The following is a 20768-nucleotide window of genomic DNA, read 5'->3' as shown; positions in this document are numbered from 1 at the left end:
GAGCAGGATTTCCACGCAACTTTATACCAGATTTTGCTTGGGGTGGTGCACATGGATTTGAAGTTTACGGCTTAAATAAAATGTTAGAAACAGCCGCAAAGGTTTACGAAAGAAGAGATACAGTATTAGATACAACAGAGACAGCAATTTTATCGCATGTTTTTGAACTGACAAAAAAATATAGACACTTTTAGATTATGAGAAAGAAAATAGTTGCCGGTAATTGGAAAATGAATTTGGATTATAGCGAAGGCATATCCTTATTCTCGGAAATTGTAAACATGGTTAGAGATGAGAAAAAGGGCGATCAAATTGCTGTAATTTGCTCACCTTATATCCATTTAAATAGCTTGTCGCAATTATCTGCAGGTGTAGTAAAGATTGGTGCACAAAATTGCCATCAAAAAGAAAGTGGTGCTTATACTGGAGAAATTTCTGCTAAAATGGTGAAGTCTACTGGTTGTGAATATGTAATAATTGGTCACTCAGAACGTAGACAGTATTTTGCAGAATCAGATGCTTTGTTAGCTGAAAAGACGATTATCGCCTTGCAAAACAACCTTACACCTTTGTTTTGTATTGGGGAAACTTTAGATGAAAGAAACAATGGTAGTTATTATCATGTATTAGAATCGCAGCTAGAAAATGGAGTATTCGGTTTAAGTGCTGAGGATTTTTCTAAAATTGTTTTAGCATACGAACCTGTTTGGGCAATTGGTACAGGTTTAACCGCTACACCAGAACAAGCGCAAGACATTCATGCCTTTATTAGAGCAAAAATTGATGCGAAATACGGAATGAACATAGCAGACAATACTTCAATTTTATATGGTGGAAGTTGTAACCCAAAAAATGCAGCTGAATTATTTGCACAACATGATATTGATGGCGGTTTAATTGGCGGAGCATCTTTAAAATCTCGTGATTTTGTAGATATAGTTAAAACCTTCAATTCGTAATGGAATATAAAAAAGTAGCCTTTAATTTTAAGGATATTGAAGAATATCAACACGATATATTAATTGCAGAACTAGCAGAAATTGGTTTTGACACTTTTGAGGATACGCCAAATGGTTTTGATGCCTTTATTATCGCCAATCAATTTGACGAAACTACACTAATGGGGATTTTGACAGGTTTTGGTGATGAATTGAATTATACATATGAAGTAACTGCAATAGCGCCTCAAAACTGGAATGAGGAATGGGAAAAGAATTTTAGCCCACTTATCATTAATGAAGATTGCTATGTTAGAGCTACTTTTCACGAGCATCAACCTCAATACAAATATGAGATTGTAATCGATCCGAAAATGGCTTTCGGTACTGGTCATCACCAAACTACCACCATGATGATGCTTTATATTTTAGAGACTGATATGCAGGATAAAGTAGTATTAGATATGGGAGCTGGAACTGGAATATTGGGTATTTTGGCTGCAAAAAGAGGCGCTAAAGAAATAGTAGCGATAGATAATGATGAAGTTTGTTATCGTAGTGCGATTGAAAATGCAGCATTAAATTCTATCACGAATTTAACATCACTTTGTGGCAGTAAAGAAATTATACCAGCTGTTGGTTTTGATATAATTTTGGCCAATATCAATAGAAATATCTTGCTTGATCAAATTTCGAGCTATGCTACTGTTTTAAAAGAAAAGGGTACGATTTTCTTTAGCGGTTTTTATGAAAATCCAGATTTAGATATGATTAAAGCACATTGTGCTGATTTTAATCTTACTTATGTTGATCATAAAAAAATTGGGGATTGGGTTGCTGCACAGTTTAATAAGAATTAGCTATTAGCTAATTATTGATTAAGAAATTTTAAGATATGCGTATACATTTTATTGCAATTGGTGGAAGTGCAATGCACAATTTAGCCATTGCTTTACATAAAAAAGGATTTAATGTTACAGGGTCTGATGATATAATTTTTGAGCCATCAAGCACAAGACTTGCAAAGTATGGTCTTTTGCCTAAAGAAAATGGTTGGTTTGAAAGTAATATTACTTCGGATTTAGATGCTGTAATTTTAGGTATGCATGCTCGCTTAGATAACCCAGAATTAGTAAAGGCGCAAAAAATGGGTTTGAAAATATATTCATATCCAGAATATATTTATGAACAATCGAAAGATAAATTGAGAGTTGTAATAGGAGGTAGTCATGGTAAAACAACTATTACTTCTATGATTTTACATGTGCTGAATTACTATAATAGAGATTTCGATTATTTGGTTGGTGCTCAATTAACAGGATTTGAAACTATGGTTAAGATAACCGATTCAGCTCCTGTTATTATAATTGAAGGTGATGAGTATTTGGCGTCCCCAATAGATCGTAGACCGAAATTCCATTTATATAAAGCAAATATTGGTGTAATTAGTGGTATAGCATGGGATCATATCAACGTTTTTCCAACATTTGAGGATTATATTTCCCAGTTTAATAAATTTATTGACACTATAGTTGAGGGCGGAAAATTAATTTATTGTGAAAATGATTTAGAATTACGCAAGGTAGTTGTTAACTCTACCGCAACTATTGATAAAATTCCATATACTATTCCTGATCATGAAGTAATAGATGGTATAACATATCTTTTACCTCAACATACTCCATTACAAGTGTTTGGTGATCATAATTTGATGAACTTAAATGCTGCTAGATTAGTTGTTGAACAGTTGGGTATAAATGAAGATGAATTCAAGGTAGCTATCTCTACTTTTACAGGTGCTGCCAAAAGATTAGAGCTTTTAAACCATACAAAAGAAACAAGTGTTTATAAGGATTTTGCCCATTCACCATCTAAATTAAAAGCCACTATTGATGCTGTAAAGGCACAATTTATCAATAGAAAATTAGTTGCTTGTATTGAGTTACATACGTTTAGTAGCTTAACTAAAGAGTTTTTACAGCAATATCACGATACCATGAAAAAGGCTGATATTGCGATTGTTTATATCGATGAAAAAACGTTTAAGCATAAAAAGATGGAGCCTGTTAGTGAGAACGATGTTCAAACATCTTTTAATGATAAAAACATTGTTTTTTTTAGCGAAGCTGATCAATTGGAAAGTTATTTAAGAAGTCTTAATTTTGAAAATACAAATCTGCTGATGATGAGTTCTGGTAATTTTGGCGGCATGGATTTGGTTAAATTGGCACTAGAGTTGAATGTCTAGACGTAAGAAACAGACTGTAACACCAAAAAATGATCAAATGAATATCATTGGTACCAACATTAGACTATTACGCCAAAGAAACGGATGGAGTCAGGGAGAAGTGGCAAGGCTCTTAAAAATTTCAATCCCAGCATTTTCGAAAATAGAGACAGGTGTTACCGATATTAATATTTCTAGATTAGACCAAATTTCTAAATTGTTTGAAGTTTCGAGTTTAGAAATTATATCAAGGGGAGAGAATAAATCCCAGTTGGGAAGTTTTGTTGAAATTAGTATGTTAAAAGATAAGCTTGCTTTAAAAGAACAAGAGATTATCAAACTTCAAAAAAAAATAATTGATCTTTACGAAGAGATTAGACGAAAATAGCTCATCCTTTTCAGTAAATTTTATAATTCCAGATCTGGCAATTCTAATATGTCTATATAATAAACTTTTATTGTTTAAAGCATTCAGAAGCTGAGGACATTATCATTTTAGTTTACTGCTGTAACCATTTTTTTTCACTTGTAGTCATAGTGCAATGGCAATATCGCCAAGTTTTTAAAATAGCTTTGAAACATTGTGATTTCTAGGAAATGAAAAAATACAAACTAAAACTTTCTACCGCTTCACTTATTGCTTTTATTTCTCTTCGTCATTTTTTTCATGAACTCCATGAGCTGATGCATATGATTGTAGGAAGAATGTATTGTGGTGCATGGGGAACACGTGATTTCAATAGAGTAAGTCCAATGCCTTTAGGTTGTAAATCAGAAGGTCTACTACAATATTTAATTGGATTAGAAGGTCCTCTATTTAATTTTGTAATGATTTGGATTGGTACTATCTTACTCAAGAGATCTAAATCTGAACAACAAGCATCTTGGGGTTTTGCCTTAATATTTGCGAGTTTACCAATTGCGAGATTAGTTACTGCAATTGTTGGAGGAGGAGATGAGCTTGGTGTTGCTTTACATTCTATTTCATCACCTTGGATTGCTCGAGTAATCATTATTACTTTAATTTTTGCATTAATCATTTATCCAATTGTACTTGCATACAAAACATTAGATTACCGTTTCAAATTCCTATATATTTTAGGTTTTCTTTTCCTACCTATGATTTTAGAAGGGATAGTTGTGCTTGGATTTTTTAACAGCTTATTGGCGAAAGGAATTTATACCGAAATTTGGTTCATGGGCATGCCAAAACTCGTGGTAATTACCCTTGCGGTAGATATTTTTATCCTGCTCATTTTCGGCAAGAACATTAAATTCCTTTTAAAAGCGCATAAATAAAGATGGAGTTCCTATGAAAAGAAACTAAAATGTTTTCTTCATCGTTAAATGTCGTTTCCCAAAAGTAGCGCCAGTTGCTTGGTGTATGGCAATCATTTTTTCATTAAAATCGCCAACCCAAGATAATTCTAATTCAGTATATTGATTTTTAGGTAATACGTATTCACCAAGTTTGATAAATAAAGCAGATTCTAAGCCAAGTTTCTGATACTTAGTTTTAGTTCCCATTACGATTGCACGCATACGGGTCACGCCAACCCAACGTTTATACGCAAATTTTAATTTTTCTAGTAAGCCTAATTTTCCATTTAGACCTTTAATCATTTGATTTGCATCAGGAATAATTACAACAAATGAAGCTGGGTCACCATTTGCATACGCAAACCAAATTAGGTTTTCATCCATGATAACTTCCATTTGTTTAAAGCTTTCTTTTAGGGTTTCCTTTTTGATAGGAACGAAGTTTTCAAAATCTTGCCAGCCATCGTTATAAATATCCATTAAATCATTAATGTATTTATCAGCATTGCTCTTTTTAAAATGCTCAAAAGTATAGTCTGGCTTTGCAGCTACCCAATTTGCAATTTTTGTAAACCTGGCAGGAAAAGGAACTTTAAGATTAATATGATTTGTTAATTGCTCATAAGCTGTTTCAAAACCGTAATCAGTAAAGAACTTATGATAATAGGGTAGATGATAGTTCATTCCGTATGATGGAGGAGTAAATCCTTCTACCAATAACCCCCAGAAGGAATCATTTTCTCCGAAATTAATTGGTCCTTCCATCGCTTTCATGCCTTTTTCTTGCAGCCAATTTTTAGCAGTATCAAATAATAAAAAGGCAGCTTCTTTATTATCTATACACTCAAAAAATCCCATTCCACCGGTAGGCTGCTCGTAATTGTGGGCTTTTTTATCGTTTATAAAGGCGGCGACCCTTCCAATAGTTTTATTATTTTTATCCTTTAAAATCCAACGTGTACATTGTCCATGTTTGAAGAAGGGATTACTTTTTTCGTCAAAAATTTTCTCAATATCTTGATCTAATGGACGTATCCAGTTAGAATCGCCATTGTAAATTGTATCTACAACATTTAAAAATTCTTTCTGACTTTCTTTATCCTTAACAGGTACAATGTTCATTTTTGAAGGTAGGTTAAAATAAAAAGCACCCTAAATAGGATGCTTTTGAATATAGAGTTTTATATCTGATTAATATCTATCGTCGTCGTCATCATCGTCATCATCAAAACTTTCAAATGTATCTAGGTCATCTAAAGGCACATCAAAGTCTTCTTCTTCTTCTTCATCTAAGATCTCATTATCTTGGATATCATCATCGTCCTCATCGTCTGATTCTTTCTTGCTAGACATCGGCTTACTTACAGGGTTTTTCTGAATTGGTTTTTTTGGCGTTTTCATAACACAAAAAATTAAATAGTAGGAAAGTTTTAATGGTACTCTAAATTACAAAAAATCTTTTTAAATAGAAAGAAACCTGTTTTTTAGAAAATTTATTTGCCTCAAAATTAAAATAAAAAGATTTTTTCTGAAAGTTTTTTTAATTTTTTCTAGTACTGAAATGCAGCTAGTTATGTAATTAGTGCAGTTTTAATTGTGATAGTAAATGCTTATAACCAAAAAAAGCGTCTCAATTTAATTGGGACGCTTTTAACACACAAATGAAACCTGAATTGAGATATAGTTTTAGGTTAGGTTAAAAAATATCTTTTGTCAATCCTATAAGAACGTTTTTTTAACAAACAATTTCTGTTTGTTGAATATCTTACAACAAGTTTAATGCTAATAGTAAAACGAATTAATAATATTTAGTAAGTGGTAGTAATAATTGAGTAAACGGTAAAATTTATCGTAGAGGGACTAAGATTGTGATTGTTGTTCCACTATTTCCGTTCTGATCTATGTACAATTGTATGGGTTTTACTTCAATTTTATTTAACAAGTTTATTCTTTCTTGTGTTAAATTCATGCCTTTACTTATATGTGTCCCATTTTTAGTAGACAATGAATTGTTAATGCCTATGCCATTATCTATTATTTTAATCCATAGATAATCTTCATCTTGTTGATCAATATTTATTTTAACCTCTCCACCATCTTCTTTAGGCATAATGCCATGCCAAATTGCATTTTCAATATAGGGTTGTAAAAGCATCGATGGAATTAGAGTTTCTTCTTTATCAATTTTTTCATCTATGGTAATGCTATAGATAAATTTATCGCCAAAACGATTTTTCTCTAAACTTAAATAAAGATTTAAATACTCAATTTCTTCTTCTAAGTTGATGTAACTTTTGGTACAAATTTCTAAGTTCTTCCGTATTAATTTGGCAAATCCAGTTAATACTTTATTTGCCGAAGACGTATTTTTAGTGTTGATGTAGTGTTGGATAGAATTCATCACATTAAAGACAAAGTGAGGGTTCATCATTGCTTGTAATGCTCTTTGTTCTAGCATTAAGATTTTATTCTTATTTAAAAGTTGTTCTTGTTCTTTGTTTTTTTGTCTTCTTGTAATTCTTACCGTGATCATATATAAAAGATAAGCACCGATGATGAGTAGGATAATTAAAAACCACCAAGTTTGCCAAAAGTGCTTTTCTAAAACAAAACTTATTTTAGCTGGTGTACTCCATTTGCTATCCTGACTTTTTGCACTTACTTCAAAGCAATAGTTTCCTGGCTCTAATGATGATAATTCTAGTCTTCTATTTTTAGTTTCAGACCAATTAGCATTTTCTTTTAGGCGATAACGATAGGTTATTTTACGGTTTTTAAAATCAATGGCACTATAATTAAAAGTAATGGTGCGCTCATCTGGTTTAAGTACAAAGTTTGATAAACTTAAATCTAAAGCTTCATTATTGATAATAACCGAAGAAATGTAGGTTTTTGGCGCTTTAGTTTGTTGAGATTTTTGATTATGACTAAAATAAACTAACCCATTATTTGTTGCAAAATAAGCAGTATCTGTATCTATATATAAATCATTCAAATCATCTGACAAGAGATCATTTGCATAATCAAAAGAATTGATAGTAAATTTATCATCTGCTAATGAAATTCGATTTATACCCGTATTGCTAATTGCCCACAAGTAATTATTCTTAACAAAAAGCTTATTAATAATATTATTGTTAAGCCCATCTCTCCGTCTAAGCAGCTTGATTATTTTTCCATCCTTTATAATCACAATCCCATAACCATCAGTAGCCATAGCATAGGTTCCGCTTTTTAGCTGCCTTATATCGTTTATCCTTTTAGATAATAGAGGATAGATTTCGTAATATTTAGTTAATTTGTTAGCATTAAACTCAGATAATCCACTAACGTTAGAAAACCATAAACCCTGCGTTTCATCATAGTAAACACGATAAGAGCGATCTTTAAAATAATCTTGTTTCTCTTTATAATTTAAGGAAGAAAATTCGAATTTATTCATCCTATCACTAAGAATAACAACTCCAGATGATAGCGCTAAAGCTAGTTTAGTTGTGGTATCTAAACTGAAATTTTTAACTACAAAAACCGAGTTATTGCTTTCTTTTAAATACCTGATGTTGGTTTTTGTAGGATATGTTGATGATATTGAACCAAGGCCATAATCTGAAGCGAAATAAACAGTTTTGTTTTTATGATCAAAAGCCAATTGTTTAATGGTACTGTATCGTTGCAAATCAGGAATATTAATTTTTTGTACTGCTTTACTTTTTTTATCTAAAATGTTAATGCTGGCATTGTTCGTACCCATCCATAATCTTCCATTTTCATCTTGTGCTATACTTTTAACAACATCGTTTGTTAACCCGTTTTCTTTATTAAATATATATACACGTTCTTTAGCATCTGGTAATCTATAAATTCCGTTTTTGGTAGTAAACCATATATTTTGATTACTATCTTTTATGACTTGATTTACATCGACATTTTTAAGCAATTGTTTAATCGTGCCATCAAAACTAATTACATACACACCACTATTATTACTTAGCCAAAGCGATTTATTATCCACATAGATATATCCTGGGTTATTACTCAATAATTTTGGATCAACTTTTAAGATCAGGTTATTTACAGTTCCTGTTTTAACGTTTAACCCAGTCTTATCTAGTAAGTAAACAGAATTATCTCGTTTATCCAACAATGTTTTATACGATAATGGCAAAGATTTATCCTCAACTAAAACAAAATTATTTTTGATATAAAGGAAAACTGCCGTTGTGCTATATGCCCAAATATTGCCTTGCTTGTCTTCATGGATAAAAGCATTGCCATATTGCTTTTCAATATTCGGAGAAATGTATTTAATTAGTGATTTTCCATCCCAAACGCCGATGATATTTTTATTGGTTCCAAACCAAATCTTGCCCTTGCTATCTTCAAAAAAAGATACAATAACGGCATTAAAATTTAGTTGTTTAAGTTGCTTATCGTTATCAGGATTATATATTTTGCCATTATAGAAATAGCTTAGCTGACCATTTAATGTTAAAAACCAAATTCTGCCTTTTTTATCCTCCCTTAATTGTAAAACTTGATTATCTGGCAAACCATCATCTACAGAAAAATTCTCGAACATTGTGCCATCAAACCTACTCACACCAGCATCGGTAGCAATCCAGATGTAACCTTTTCTATCCTGTAAAGTATAATAACAATTATTGCTAGGTAACCCATCTTTTGTAGTATAATGCGGCAAGTATGTAGTTTGTGCATTACTTTCTATTATCGGCACAATAAGTAATGCCAACATGCAGAAAAACAGGTATAGATAATTATTTCTCACCTTGAAAATTAGTATATGCTTTAATTTTTTCAAAAAAATCACTAGCCCTTCTCCGTGAAACATTTATCATTTCGCCATTATCTAAAACCACCTGAAGTCCGTTTTTAGAATTATACTCTTTAATATATTTTAGGTTTACTATACTAGATTTATGAATGCGGACAAATGTATTTTCAGGTAAAATTTCTTCGTAGTCTTTTAGAATTTTGGAAACAGCAATTTTTTCGAGATTTAATAAGTGAAAAACAGAATAGTTACTGTCGGCCGCAATGTGAATAATATCATCAATATCTACTAATCTATATCCTTGTCCGCTAGGCAATGTTATTTTTTTTATGCCAGTTTTATCAGTTAAATCATTAGCCAAATTCTTAAGACTTTCATTTCTATTGTTTTCGCCTTTATTTAACTTCACATATTTATCAGCCTTTGCAACAGCCTCTTTTAATTCATCAATATCTATTGGTTTCAGCAAATAATCTAATGCATTAGCCTTAATTGCTTTTAATGCATATTGGTCATAAGCAGTAGTAAATATGACAATTGCATTTGCATTTTGCGCCTGAGGTATTAGACCAAAGCCATTCTCGCCAGGCATGGCGATATCTAAGAAAATAAGATCTATAGTATGGTGTGCCAGTAAATTACGAGCTTCATTTACAGATTTTGCAATACCCACAATGTTTACGTTATCGCAGTTTTCTTGTAAAAGAAAATAAAGCGACGAACGGGCAAACTCTTCATCATCTACTATAATTGCATTTAACACGGCGGTTCTATTTAATAGGGCTCAATTTATCAAAAAATAGAGGCAATAGAAAATATTTCTTTTTTGATAAAATCCAATACTAATTAAGTTCCGTAAGTAACATATAGAAAACCTTTTAACTGAACCTTAAATTAAAAATCATTCTTATGGAAAATTTAAACGAACAAGATGTAATGCAAGATGAAAGCAGCATTTTGGATGCTAAATTACAACGCCGCTCTTTTTTGCAATATGCAGGAGCCGGAGCAGCAGTTGTAGCTTTAACAGCTGCAGGCTGTAGAAAAGACAGAATTAACACTCCAATGACAGGCGTTACATTAGATTTTAAAGACGATTTTGGAGTATTAAATTATGCGTATGCTTTGGAACAATTGGAAGCTGCGTTTTATATACAAGTAGCCTCCGCACCACCATCTGGTTTTAGCGCAGCAGAAAAAGCTTACTTTCAAGATATACAATATCATGAAATTGCCCACAGAGAATTTTTTAAAAATGCATTAGGCACAGCTGCAATTGGTAGCTTATCGGTAGATTTTTCGAGTATTAATTTTACAGACCGTACAAGCGTTTTAGGCGCAGCTATGGCATTTGAAGATTTAGGTGTTGGCGCTTACAACGGTGCAGGTGTACGTTTAAAAAGTACAACATATCTTTTAGCTGCTGGCAAAATTGTTTCGGTAGAAGCACGCCATGCTGCTTATATCCGCGATTTAATTTCTAACGGAACTTTTGCAACTGCTCCACAGGTGAGTTCATCAACTGGATTAGATATGGCCTTAACGCCAGATGTAGTACTTGCCGCTGCAGGTAAATACATCAAAACGAAAATTAACGTAATTAATCTTTAATCTTAAAATTAGAAATCATGAATATCGTAAATATATTAGAAGAAATAGAAAAAGTTGACGGTGAGATCTATGAAAGATTAAATCCACGTAGAGCCGCCATGAAAGACTTTTTTAACATGGGTAAAAAAATAACTTTAGCGGCAATGCCATTGGCTTTAGGCTCTGTATTTCAAAAAGCATATGGACAATCTACGCCACAAGCAGTTACAGATGTGTTAAATTTCGCTTTGGCATTAGAATATTTAGAATACAATTTTTACAACCATGCATTAGCAGGTACACCAGCAACTCCAATACCAGCAGGTGCTCCATTAGCAGCAATTACACTTATTCGCGACCATGAGTTAGCTCACGTGAACTTGTTAAAAGGCGCATTAGGTTCGGCAGCAAGAGCACCAATAGCTTATTCAGATACAGATTTCACCGCAGGTGGAACTTTCCCAACCGTATTTAGTGATTACGGTACATTTTTAGCCGTTGCACAAGGCTTTGAAGATACTGGTGTAAGAGCATATAAAGGTCAGGCAGGTGTGTTAGTCGGTAATACTGTTCTCACTACTGCTTTGCAAATACATTCAGTAGAAGCTCGACATGCAGCTCATATTAGAGCTATGCGTACTGCGCTTTCTGGTGGTACAACTGTATATAAACCATGGGTTAGTCTTGGTTCAGCAGGTCAGGCGAACGATTCTGGCGTACCACAAGTAGATAAAGTTTACGCAGGTGAAGATACTACCTTACAAGCAGGTGTAAATATTGTAGGAATTAATGGGAATGCAGGTGTAACCAAAGCAGTAGCAGTCGAATGTTTCGATGAACCGTTAGATAAAGCTTCAGTTATTGAAATTGCAAACTTATTCCTTCAACCAGGTAAGAAACTATCATAGGTTATATTTTGTTTAAGTAGGGGGAAGGAAGCATTTGTTTTCTTCCCTTTTTTTGAAAAGCTCGGCTTGTAATACTATTAATTTTAGCCCTGCTTTCCACTTTATTTCGCTTCGTGTTCGCTCCAATCAGGTTTAATAAAACTTGAAACATAAGCTCATATGTCAAGCTTGCCAACACCAGTGCAAGCTTTTAACTCGTGTTAAGCTACATCAAAAAGAAACCTATCTGTGTAAAAAGGAAACCTGGTTATGTAAAAAGGAGACCCAGCTCTGTAAAAAAGAAACTTAGCTATGTTAATAGGAACTCTATCATAATAATTTAGTATTTAAAATCATACCTTTCAGTACATTACGCAACTATAGTAAAGTTGCTCCAACAAAAAATAGCACCTATTGTGCTCTTTTAAATCAACCAAAAATAAATCTAGTTCTTATTTACCGTTGATATAAATCTCGTTTAAGAATTTATCCTTGTTTTTGATGTCTTTCCCATCAGGTACTATACAGGTAAGGCTGTGAGAAATACCATCAATAAAAACAATATTCATATAAATTGTATTTTTCTTTTGCTCATCTCTTCCATAAACTAGATAAGAAGGATTTGCCTTAGTGATAATAATTTTAGCTGGCTTAAACGTATAACTTGGCAATTTTGGAGTAAGTCCACCCATAAATTCATCTGCAAAAGATTGTTCAATCACACCTTTATTAAACTGTTCTAGTGAAAACCCTGTTGCTGCCAAAAGATCTACAAAAGAAACAAGAAAGGCAACGCCATCTTCGTCTCTAACGCCATAATTTTGATCATTAATTTTTTTAGGTTCAATAGGGAAGTTTACACTTACTTTATCAGAAATTTTCTGTTTAAACCAAGCTTTTTGAGCATTAACTTGAATGCTTGAAACTAAGATAAATAGTAGTAAAATAGATTTTTTTAACATAAGAGCGAGTTTTAGATTAATATAGTTTAATAGGAAATTACTTGTTCTTCTAAGTGAGCAGGCAAATCACGGTAATTATATTGTTGACCACGAAGTTGTGGCTCAAAGCCAGCCTCTCTAATTGCCGTTTGAATACCATTTGCTGTAAAACGATGTGGTGCACCAGCGGCAGAAACTACATTTTCTTCTATCATAATAGAACCAAAATCGTTAGCGCCAGCGTGTAAACACAATTGAGCAACAGTTTTACCAACTGTTAGCCAACTTGCTTGTATGTTTTTCACATTAGGTAACATTATTCTACTTAATGCCAGCATCCTTATATATTCATCGCCAGTTACGTTATTGCTAATGCCACGTAAACGTTTTAATAATGTGCCATCATCTTGAAACGGCCATGGAATAAATGCTAAAAATCCTTTAGCATGTTCTGGTTTTTCACTTTGTACTTCTCTAATCCAAACTAAATGCTCAAAACGTTCGTCAATAGTTTCAACATGACCAAACATCATCGTTGCAGACGTTGTAATATCTAATTGATGCGCTGCTCTCATTACATCTAACCACTCTTGTCCACCACATTTACCTTTAGAAATTAAGCGTCTAACTCTGTCATTTAAAATTTCTGCACCAGCACCTGGTAAACTATCCATACCATTAGCTTTTAATTCTTTTAAAACTTCGGTGTGGGAAATTCCTTCTAGTTTAGCAACATGTGCAATTTCTGGTGGACCTAAAGCGTGTAATTTTAAATCGGGATATAATTCTTTTAATTCCTTAAAAAGATTAGCATAAAATGATAAACCTAAATCGGGGTGATGACCGCCTTGTAATAAAAGCTGATCTCCGCCTAATCGAAAAGTTTCTTCAATTTTAACTTTATAGGTTTCGATATCAGTAATATAACTTTCATCGTGACCCGGGCGACGGAAAAAATTACAGAATTTACAGTTGGCAATACAAACATTTGTTGTATTTACATTACGATCTATTTGCCAGGTAACTTTACCGCTCGGTACTTGGATTTTTCGTAATTCATTCGCCACGTAAGCTAACTCAGCAGTTTCTGCATTATGGTATAAAAAAACGCCTTCTTCTTTGGTTAAAAAGTCGAATTTTAAAGCCCTCTGTAATAAATCGGCAGTATTCATAGCATCAAAGATAGGTATCAGTTTTTAGTTATCAATTCTCTGTTCATATTTTTACGTAAACCCCAGACTTTCGGATGCTCAAATTCGGACTTTTATATATCTTTACAGCTCTAAAAAATGATATGGTAGATTTTAATCGTTTTACACTTGCTAATGGTTTAAAGGTTTTAGTACATGAAGACCCAACCACACCAATGGCAGTTTTAAATATTTTGTATGATGTTGGTGCAAGAGATGAAGAGCATAATAAAACAGGTTTTGCGCATTTATTTGAGCATTTAATGTTTGGTGGTTCGGTTAATATTCCGAGTTACGATGAGCCCTTACAACGTGTTGGTGGCGAGAATAATGCTTTTACTAGCAATGACATTACGAACTATTATATCACATTACCTGCAACAAATATCGAAACTGCTTTTTGGTTAGAAAGCGATAGAATGTTGAGCCTTGCTTTTTCTGAAAAGAGTTTGGATACACAGCGAAATGTGGTAATGGAGGAATTTAAACAGCGTTATCTTAATCAACCGTATGGCGATGTTTGGTTAAAATTGCGCCCATTAGCATATAAAACACATCCCTATCAATGGGCTACAATTGGTCAAGATTTAGCACAAATAGAAAATGCAAAAATGGAAGATGTTAAAGCATTTTTCAAAAAGCATTATAACCCTCAAAACGCAGTTTTAGTAGTTGGTGGTAATGTAAAAACAGAAGAAGTTAAAAAATTAGCCGAAAAATGGTTTGAGCCTACCCCGGCAGGAGAAAAATACACTAGAAACTTACCTAAAGAATTACCACAAACTGAGGCAAGAACGTTGACAGTTACTGCAAATGTACCTTTAAATGCTATTTACATTGCTTTTAAAATGCCAACTAGAACAGATGCAACTTATCAAACCTATGATTTAATGTCTGATATTTTATCGCAAGGGCAATCATCACGCTTATACAATAGTTTGCTAAAAGAGCAACAATTGTTCAGCGAAATTAATGCGTATTTATCTAGTAGCATAGACGAAGGTTTGTTTGTTGTAGAAGGCAAATTGGTTAACGGGGTTGATATAAATGCCGCAGAAAATGCCATTTGGGAAGAATTACAAAAATTAACCACTCATTTAGTGAGCGATGATGAGTTGACGAAAGTGAAAAACAAATCGGAATCTATTATGGTATTTGCTGAAATGAATTTGTTAGATAAAGCAATGAATTTGGCTTATTATGAGTTATTGGGCGATGCAGCATCATTAAATACTGAAATTAATAAATATTTAGCCGTTACTGCAGCGCAGATTAAAGAAGTTGCAACCACAACTTTTGTGAAAGAAAAATCGTCTACTCTATATTATTTAGCCAATGCTTAATCGTACACTAGCACCTGCTTCTAAACAGGTTAATGATATTAATTTTATTGCTCCAACAAAACAGGAACTGACTAATGGTATTCCAGTTTTTACCGTAAATGTTGGTCAGCAAGAGTTAGTTCGTATTGAGTTTATATTTGAAAATGTAAATTACAATCAGAACAAACCCTTGCAAGCAGTATCTGTAAATAGTTTAATAAATAACGGTACTAAAACTTTATCCGCTAAAGAAATTGCTGAAAAAGTAGATTATTATGGTGCCTTTTTGCAAACAGAATATGGCGCAGATCAAACTACAATTACACTTTTTAGTTTAAATAAGCATTTACCTGCTGTATTACCTATTGTTCAATCCATTTTAAATGAAAGTGTTTTCCCTCAACAAGAGTTGGATATTTTTATCCAAAATCAAAAGCAGAAGTTGCAGGTAAATTTGCAAAAGAACGATTTTATTGCTCGCAAAACATTTGCTAATACTATTTTTGGAGATACGGCTTATGGCTCTGATATTTCTTTGGCAGATTACGATGCGTTGAAAAGAGATGATCTTTTGGCCTATTTTAAAGCTGCTTATAAACCTGCAAATTGTACAATTATAGCCGCTGGTAAGTTTGAAGCTAAAGAATTTGATTTGCTAAATCAGTTTTTTGGTAAGGAATGGGAGAATAACGAACCATCAATTGTAAATGAATTTACATATGCGCCAATTGCAGGTGGCGAAATTTACATAGAAAAGGCAGATGCTGTTCAATCGGCAATTCGCATGGGTAATTTGAGTATTAACCGTAAACATCAAGACTTTCCTGCATTGCAGATATTAAATTGCTTATTGGGAGGTTATTTTGGTTCTCGTTTGATGGCAAACATTCGTGAGGATAAAGGTTATACTTACGGAATTGGTTCTGGTATAGCCTCTTTAAAAAACGCTGGTTACTTTTTCATTGCTACTGAAGTTGGAACGGCTGTTTGTGCAAATGCTTTGCAAGAGATTGAGAAGGAAATTAACATTTTAAAAACAGAATTAGTTGAAGAGGAAGAATTAGATTTAGTCCGTAATTTTATGTTGGGTTCTATGTTGGGTAGTTTAGAAAATGCCTTTTCGCATGCTGATAAGTTTAAAAATATTTATTTCTCTGGTTTAGGCTACGATTATTACAGCAGATACATCCAAACAGTGAAAACTATTAGTGCTGCAGAATTGAAAACTATTGCCAATATGTACTTAAACTGGAATGCAATGACGAGAGTTGTTGTTGGCAGAAAATAAACGCATAAATTTCTAAAACCTTTTTGGGCATTTACCGTTTGTACTAAAATATAAAATAAAATTGATGAACATCCCTTTTGAAAACCCATTATATACCTATAAAATTAATCCCGATTTAACAGCCATAGATTGGGATTACGTGATAAGCTTATTCTACAAAATAGAATGGAAACATCGCAAAGCTGACGAAATTAAGAATGCATTTATAAATAGTACTACTACCATTTTTATTTTTAAAGATGATAAAATCATAGCTTTTGGTAGAGTAGTAGGTGATGGTCGTTATTATGCAATGCTTGCAGATATTGTTGTAGATCCAGATTTTCAAGGACAAGGATTGGGGAAATATCTAGTAACTACATTGAATAATCAATTAGTAGATTATCACTTTGTGAACTTAAGTGCTGCACCTGGAGCAGATGCTTTTTATAAAAGTATGGGTTGGAAAAAACAAACCACAGCTTTTATTTGGCCACAAGGACCAAAACAATTAAGACAACATTGCGAAGCAGAGTAAACTTATCTATACTGACACAAATAAGCAGTTTGTACATTGGCTTTTACTTTGTAGGATGAGTTTTTGTCAACTTCGAAAAACTGCCCAGCTTTAATGCTTTGCCATTCGGTAGTGTTAGGGAGTAATGCAATTAATTCGCCACAATAACATGCATAATTTCCTTATTTGATGTACCAAACTCATATTCACCAGGGTTAATTACATCTACAGTAGATTTTCCTTCGGATGTATGGTAACCTAAAGATTTAACATTGTTCTCAAAATATTGGTTTCGGTAATCATGTTTATAAAGTTTTTGTTAAAACGGCTTTCTGTTTGTCTGCTTGATATATTTTTTTGTTAAAATCTACAAACTCATTGTATTTTTCTGGCGGAAACTTTTTTGCCGTCATGGTTTGCGTACGGGTATACGTTATGGTATTATCTTTTGTTATAAACTTAGCTGTGTAAGTTCCAAATTCTGATGTGAGCGTAATGTCTTTTGGAAGAAATTCTACAGCGTAACCTTTTGGTAAGATGTAACTAATTTCATCATCATCTTGATAGCTGAAAGATACTGCAAAGTAGGTTTTGCGATTTTCTATTTTAGCAGGAACACTTTCTTTTCTATTCATAAGGTTCAGCATTAAAAATGCTTTATCACCTCCTTGAGTTAGTAATTGGTTACTTTTAAAATTGATTTCCTCAGTCATTATTGGTAAAGCCTTATCAGCCTGATTAAACTTAAAAGAAATTAATTCAGCTCCCGGAATACCGTTGCTTTCATTAATTCTTTTACGTTGCTCAACAGGTTCTATCAACAACATTCTCATGTTATCTTCAAATTGAGCATTTCCATAAGCTGATTTTATGTCGATATCGGCTGTGCCATCATCTTTAAAATTTATCTTTGTTTTTCTAACTTGATAATTATCTTTTGCATTGTAAATAGGGGTGTGTATTAATTTTCCACCATCTTCGGTTATCATTAAAACATTTCTATCAGCATTATCATAACCAATAAATCCCATTGGTGAATATTGGCTTGTACATTCTAAAAAAGTAGTGTCTTTTTCTAAAGGAACGCATAAAATCATATGATTTGCTTGGCCCATGCTCGAGTAATTTGGATTTAAACTAGGCATCCCGTTACCAATTACAATAAGGTTAGATTTAATTCCAGCTTCATTTAATAGCGCTTTCATATAGTTAGATAATGCTTTGCAATCGCCATAATTTACTTGCGCTACTTTTTCTGCTAAAATTGGTTTAAATCCTCCAATACCTAATTGTACACTTACATAACGCGTATTTTGTTGCAAATGATTATACAAAATCCTCATTTTTTCTTTAGGCGTTTTTGCATCCTTAATTAAACTTTGGATTTGAGTTTTTGTAGCTGGAGGTAAAATATTTGCATTTTCATTTAGTTTAGATATCCATGCCCCAAAATTTTTCCAAGTATCAAAGTTTCCAGTCGTATTATCGTATTCAAATTGTGTTGGAGATACTTTTACCCAATCTACGCTATTTTCTAAACCAATGCTTAAGGGCTCACTTTCAATAGCTGGCGTATTTGTGGTAGACCATTTGTATTGGGTTTTATCTCCTACTTTGGTAGAATCTGTTTTTAAATTCTTGCTTGTTAAAAATTTTAAAACTAGCGTTGGATTTTTCTGAATGGTATAAACTGATTTTTCTGTTGAAATATTATACCCTTTGATAGCACGCCAAGAAGGCATTGATAATATTCCTTTAAAATCTTGACTATAACTATATTCGATGGTGTAGGGGTAAGTTGTGCTGTAAAATTTTAAAAGTTTAATACGATTGTCTTCAAATATCGAATAATCAGAAATTAAACTCTGGTCCTTAATATCAGATGACTTGTATTCTTTAACTATTTTTCCAGTTGCATCATACAAAGTAGCTTTAATGTTATAAATGCTTGAGAATTTATCATAAGCTTCTGCCATTTCTGCATAATCATCGCCAGCTTTGCTTAAAATAGTAATAGCTATTTTATAATCTACCTGTCCAGAACCTATGCTTTTGTACTCAAAAAATTGCTCTTCATTGCGCACCACTGCTATGGCATCTTTTGTTAAGTTTTCGGGTATTTTAGCAGCATCATAAGTAGTTTGTGCATAACTATAAGAATTAATAACGGCTAAAAAAGTTAAGAAAATTAATTTCTTCATTCGGCTTTCTTTTTAAATACAATTTGTTCGGCTTGTTTTTGTACAATAGACTTAAATAGTTCCTTTAAATCAAAATAATCTTCTGGAGTATAAAATGATTTTGTGATATCTATGGTACTTTTAACCATTAACATTTTTCCTTCCCCTAAAAACTGAATGCTAAATACTCCTTTATTATCTGGTAATTTAAAAATTCCGCCTTTTGGTAATTTTTCTACTTCATACTCTTCTGGAAAAGTTACGGTAATGCGGTAATTTTCTTTAATAGGATAAGCGAAATCTACAGGGAAAAGTCTTTCCTCATGTTTAAACATATTCTCTTTTGTGCGTTCAAATAACAAAGGAGTAAAGTATACCAAATTACCAGCTTCTTCTACATTGTCTTCAATCACAACATCCATTGATTCGGTTAGCATTTCATCCAAATTATTAAGATTATCGATTTTATAATTTGATAATTCTAAGCCTGGTTTATCTTTTTTATAATTTTTTAAAAATTCGGTTTCATTATTTGTTGTCCTGTACTTATCTCTTAAGTTTAACGCAGCATATCCCTTAGAATATTGAATTATTTTACCAGTTAATTTATTTTCTTTATCGAGAGATAAAACATAGTTAAAGTTTTTTTCGTTTGTAAAAGTAGGTTCAATTGGAATCCAACTACCTTTTGTTGTGCTTAAGTCCATCAAAAATCCTTGATGATTCAAATTGTCGTAAGAAATCATCCCTAATTGTAAATCTTTATCCGTTGCATCTATTAACACATTTTTGTTGTTAATTATAACACAAGCTACAACATTATTAAATTTAGAAATTACTGGAAATCCAGGATGAGCACCGTTATCTCTAGTACTGATTAATACTGCATATGCATTAATTTTTGCTTCTTTTAACAAACTGATTAAACTTAAATTGATATCAGCAGAATTTCCTGATTTCTTTTCAAAAATAGCTTTAGGGTTAGTTCCGCTAGCGTAAATACTATGCTCATCATTCCACTTTACATTATTTTTTATGTAATCAAAAATAAGTTTGGTTACAACTAATGTGTCTTTTTCTCCTTTTAAAAGCGTAGGAAGCACAGATTTTGCATAAGAATTCTTTTTAATGAATTGCCCAAAATTTTCATCATCTACTAAGCCTGAAATAATTTTTGGCCAATTGCCATTGTAATCTTTAAATGGCTCGCCTGGAAATTGAGTTCCTTGTAATTCAAAATCAAGCATTGGACGGTAATCGTCTAGAGTTGTAATATAAGCTTCGTCTTTTAATGCTGGAACATTTTCTAACACATATTGATCATAAGTCGCAGTAGAGATTAATCCACTAACATAAGTTGCACTCACACTTTCATGTTTTGTACGATTAATACTTAAATAACCACTAAAATTAGTTTTATAGGTAAGATATTGTGGGATTTTCACATTGTACTCTGTATAGAGTGTAGGTATGTCACTTTGGAAGCTCCAACCACGAAGATTAAAAATGAAATCGGATTTAATAGTGTATTTGAATTCTAGAATAGAACCTTCTTTTACATTTTGCAATGCAAAATTTTTGTCAGGATACTTTTTAT

The 20768-nt window shown here is 32.6% G+C and carries 18 protein-coding genes and 2 pseudogenes; 11 read left to right on the top strand and 9 right to left on the bottom strand.

Going from position 1 to position 20768, the window contains the following annotated elements; genetic code table 11:
* The 6 genes and pseudogenes from WC622_RS10165 to WC622_RS10140 all read left to right on the top strand — a co-directional run.
* A pseudogene (locus WC622_RS10165) lies at nucleotides 1-194 on the top strand (glucose-1-phosphate thymidylyltransferase); the annotation flags it as partial.
* Nucleotides 195-197: 3 nt separating this feature from the next.
* The gene (tpiA, locus tag WC622_RS10160; protein WP_372819580.1) at nucleotides 198-959 is read left to right on the top strand and encodes a triose-phosphate isomerase; all 762 of its coding nucleotides are present in this window, start codon (nucleotides 198-200) and stop codon (nucleotides 957-959) included.
* Nucleotides 959-1798, top strand: a complete 840-nt coding sequence (prmA, locus tag WC622_RS10155) for a 50S ribosomal protein L11 methyltransferase (RefSeq protein ID WP_372819579.1) — start codon at nucleotides 959-961, stop codon at nucleotides 1796-1798. Before tpiA ends, prmA begins: the two co-directional genes overlap by 1 nt.
* A 35-nt stretch (nucleotides 1799-1833) precedes the next feature.
* Complete coding sequence (locus WC622_RS10150; RefSeq protein ID WP_372819578.1) at nucleotides 1834-3186, top strand: UDP-N-acetylmuramate--L-alanine ligase; 1353 nt, start codon at nucleotides 1834-1836, stop codon at nucleotides 3184-3186.
* A gap of 37 nt (nucleotides 3187-3223) precedes the next feature.
* Nucleotides 3224-3553, top strand: a complete 330-nt coding sequence (locus WC622_RS10145; protein WP_372819577.1) for a helix-turn-helix domain-containing protein — start codon at nucleotides 3224-3226, stop codon at nucleotides 3551-3553.
* Nucleotides 3554-3762: 209 nt separating this feature from the next.
* Nucleotides 3763-4464 (top strand): hypothetical protein, encoded by a 702-nt coding sequence (locus WC622_RS10140; protein WP_372819576.1) that lies wholly within the window; start codon nucleotides 3763-3765, stop codon nucleotides 4462-4464.
* Between the two features lie 24 nt (nucleotides 4465-4488).
* On the opposite strand, the gene WC622_RS10135 is transcribed toward WC622_RS10140, so the two are convergent.
* The 4 genes from WC622_RS10135 to WC622_RS10120 all read right to left on the bottom strand — a co-directional run bounded on the left by WC622_RS10135 (nucleotide 4489) and on the right by WC622_RS10120 (nucleotide 10040).
* A complete protein-coding gene (locus tag WC622_RS10135; RefSeq protein WP_372819575.1) occupies nucleotides 4489-5607 on the bottom strand; it encodes a GNAT family N-acetyltransferase in 1119 nt (372 codons plus the stop codon).
* Nucleotides 5608-5676: 69 nt separating this feature from the next.
* Nucleotides 5677-5886, bottom strand: a complete 210-nt coding sequence (locus WC622_RS10130; protein WP_372819574.1) for a hypothetical protein — start codon at nucleotides 5884-5886, stop codon at nucleotides 5677-5679.
* Nucleotides 5887-6331: 445 nt separating this feature from the next.
* On the bottom strand, nucleotides 6332-9238 hold the full coding sequence (locus WC622_RS10125) for a two-component regulator propeller domain-containing protein (RefSeq protein WP_372819573.1): 2907 nt from the start codon (nucleotides 9236-9238) through the stop codon (nucleotides 6332-6334).
* Nucleotides 9239-9260: 22 nt separating this feature from the next.
* Nucleotides 9261-10040 carry a LytR/AlgR family response regulator transcription factor gene (locus tag WC622_RS10120; protein WP_372819572.1) on the bottom strand — a complete coding sequence of 260 codons (780 nt, stop codon included), beginning with the start codon at nucleotides 10038-10040 and terminating at the stop codon, nucleotides 9261-9263.
* A gap of 146 nt (nucleotides 10041-10186) precedes the next feature.
* On the opposite strand from WC622_RS10120, the gene WC622_RS10115 reads away from it, so the two are divergent.
* Together WC622_RS10115 and WC622_RS10110 are read left to right on the top strand one after the other, a co-directional pair.
* Nucleotides 10187-10888 (top strand): ferritin-like domain-containing protein, encoded by a 702-nt coding sequence (locus tag WC622_RS10115; protein WP_372819571.1) that lies wholly within the window; start codon nucleotides 10187-10189, stop codon nucleotides 10886-10888.
* 17 nt (nucleotides 10889-10905) lie between these two features.
* Entirely contained in the window at nucleotides 10906-11775 is an 870-nt protein-coding gene (locus tag WC622_RS10110) for a ferritin-like domain-containing protein (protein WP_372819570.1), read from the top strand.
* Between the two features lie 431 nt (nucleotides 11776-12206).
* Here WC622_RS10110 and WC622_RS10105 read toward each other — a convergent pair whose 3' ends face one another.
* Nucleotides 12207-12716, bottom strand: a complete 510-nt coding sequence (locus tag WC622_RS10105; RefSeq protein WP_372819569.1) for a hypothetical protein — start codon at nucleotides 12714-12716, stop codon at nucleotides 12207-12209.
* Between the two features lie 26 nt (nucleotides 12717-12742).
* Nucleotides 12743-13867 (bottom strand): CofH family radical SAM protein, encoded by a 1125-nt coding sequence (locus WC622_RS10100; RefSeq protein WP_372819568.1) that lies wholly within the window; start codon nucleotides 13865-13867, stop codon nucleotides 12743-12745.
* 122 nt (nucleotides 13868-13989) lie between these two features.
* Here WC622_RS10100 and WC622_RS10095 point away from each other — a divergent pair, with 122 nt between their 5' ends.
* From WC622_RS10095 to WC622_RS10085, 3 genes are all read left to right on the top strand, one after another.
* Nucleotides 13990-15228, top strand: a complete 1239-nt coding sequence (locus WC622_RS10095) for a M16 family metallopeptidase (RefSeq protein WP_372819604.1) — start codon at nucleotides 13990-13992, stop codon at nucleotides 15226-15228.
* Nucleotides 15221-16495, top strand: a complete 1275-nt coding sequence (locus tag WC622_RS10090) for a M16 family metallopeptidase (RefSeq protein ID WP_372819567.1) — start codon at nucleotides 15221-15223, stop codon at nucleotides 16493-16495. Before WC622_RS10095 ends, WC622_RS10090 begins: the two co-directional genes overlap by 8 nt.
* 64 nt (nucleotides 16496-16559) lie before the next feature.
* Nucleotides 16560-17012, top strand: a complete 453-nt coding sequence (locus tag WC622_RS10085; protein ID WP_372819566.1) for a GNAT family N-acetyltransferase — start codon at nucleotides 16560-16562, stop codon at nucleotides 17010-17012.
* 2 nt (nucleotides 17013-17014) lie between these two features.
* On the opposite strand, the pseudogene WC622_RS10080 reads toward WC622_RS10085, so the two are convergent.
* The 3 genes and pseudogenes from WC622_RS10080 to WC622_RS10070 form a co-directional block, all read right to left on the bottom strand.
* Nucleotides 17015-17274: pseudogene (locus WC622_RS10080) on the bottom strand (pyrimidine/purine nucleoside phosphorylase); the annotation flags it as partial.
* 22 nt (nucleotides 17275-17296) lie between these two features.
* Complete coding sequence (locus WC622_RS10075) at nucleotides 17297-19192, bottom strand: DUF3857 domain-containing protein (RefSeq protein WP_372819565.1); 1896 nt, start codon at nucleotides 19190-19192, stop codon at nucleotides 17297-17299.
* Nucleotides 19189-20768, bottom strand: a 1580-nt coding sequence (locus tag WC622_RS10070; RefSeq protein ID WP_372819564.1) for a DUF3858 domain-containing protein, incomplete at its 5' end; no start/stop codon positions are given. The genes WC622_RS10070 and WC622_RS10075, both read right to left, overlap by 4 nt.

Origin of the sequence: Pedobacter sp., from assembly GCF_041662865.1 — a bacterium.
GTDB lineage: Bacteria > Bacteroidota > Bacteroidia > Sphingobacteriales > Sphingobacteriaceae > Pedobacter.
The sequence above is the reverse complement of the archived record's forward strand: the minus strand, read 5'-3'. Positions and strand labels throughout refer to the sequence as shown.

Coding starts and splice junctions, on each gene's coding strand:
- WC622_RS10115 (WP_372819571.1), top strand. CDS start 10,187: ATGGAAAATTTAAACGAACAAGATGTAATGCAAGATGAAAGCAGCATT.
- tpiA (WP_372819580.1), top strand. CDS start 198: ATGAGAAAGAAAATAGTTGCCGGTAATTGGAAAATGAATTTGGATTAT.
- WC622_RS10150 (WP_372819578.1), top strand. CDS start 1,834: ATGCGTATACATTTTATTGCAATTGGTGGAAGTGCAATGCACAATTTA.
- WC622_RS10140 (WP_372819576.1), top strand. CDS start 3,763: ATGAAAAAATACAAACTAAAACTTTCTACCGCTTCACTTATTGCTTTT.
- WC622_RS10085 (WP_372819566.1), top strand. CDS start 16,560: ATGAACATCCCTTTTGAAAACCCATTATATACCTATAAAATTAATCCC.
- WC622_RS10135 (WP_372819575.1), bottom strand. CDS start 5,607: ATGAACATTGTACCTGTTAAGGATAAAGAAAGTCAGAAAGAATTTTTA.
- WC622_RS10125 (WP_372819573.1), bottom strand. CDS start 9,238: ATGTTGGCATTACTTATTGTGCCGATAATAGAAAGTAATGCACAAACT.
- WC622_RS10075 (WP_372819565.1), bottom strand. CDS start 19,192: ATGAAGAAATTAATTTTCTTAACTTTTTTAGCCGTTATTAATTCTTAT.
- WC622_RS10145 (WP_372819577.1), top strand. CDS start 3,224: ATGAATATCATTGGTACCAACATTAGACTATTACGCCAAAGAAACGGA.
- WC622_RS10095 (WP_372819604.1), top strand. CDS start 13,990: ATGGTAGATTTTAATCGTTTTACACTTGCTAATGGTTTAAAGGTTTTA.
- WC622_RS10090 (WP_372819567.1), top strand. CDS start 15,221: ATGCTTAATCGTACACTAGCACCTGCTTCTAAACAGGTTAATGATATT.
- WC622_RS10105 (WP_372819569.1), bottom strand. CDS start 12,716: ATGTTAAAAAAATCTATTTTACTACTATTTATCTTAGTTTCAAGCATT.
- WC622_RS10110 (WP_372819570.1), top strand. CDS start 10,906: ATGAATATCGTAAATATATTAGAAGAAATAGAAAAAGTTGACGGTGAG.
- prmA (WP_372819579.1), top strand. CDS start 959: ATGGAATATAAAAAAGTAGCCTTTAATTTTAAGGATATTGAAGAATAT.
- WC622_RS10130 (WP_372819574.1), bottom strand. CDS start 5,886: ATGAAAACGCCAAAAAAACCAATTCAGAAAAACCCTGTAAGTAAGCCG.
- WC622_RS10100 (WP_372819568.1), bottom strand. CDS start 13,867: ATGAATACTGCCGATTTATTACAGAGGGCTTTAAAATTCGACTTTTTA.